The sequence below is a fragment of the Rhodococcus sp. PAE-6 genome (assembly GCF_025290685.1).
In the GTDB taxonomy this organism is placed as follows: domain Bacteria; phylum Actinomycetota; class Actinomycetes; order Mycobacteriales; family Mycobacteriaceae; genus Rhodococcus; species Rhodococcus pyridinivorans.
Genome location: NZ_JAOCLZ010000113.1, coordinates 1 through 297, shown reverse-complemented (window position 1 = coordinate 297; position 297 = coordinate 1). Strand labels below are relative to the sequence as shown.

Annotated in this window: 1 rRNA gene; it reads right to left on the bottom strand. The window is 56.6% G+C overall.

Annotated features, from left to right (window positions below):
- Window positions 1-230: 230 nt before the first annotated feature.
- Window positions 231-297, bottom strand: a 16S ribosomal RNA gene (locus tag NVV99_RS26455); the annotation flags it as partial.

Below are 297 nucleotides of genomic sequence, written 5' to 3'. Positions count from 1 at the left end.
TCCTTGTTTCGCGGATCATCGTCGCTGATCAAACACATTGCGTGTTCTCTCAGGACCCAACAGTGCACCGATATAACCACCGCGACGAGGATCTGTATCCCCGCCATACGCGGTGATGGTTGTCAGCGTTCCACCCATGAGCTTCTGCCGTTCCACCTGTGGGAACGAAACAGTCTCTGCCCGTGAGGAAGTCACCTGTGTGACCCCTCGCCGGGAGAAGTGCTCCTTAGAAAGGAGGTGATCCAGCCGCACCTTCCGGTACGGCTACCTTGTTACGACTTCGTCCCAATCGCCGAT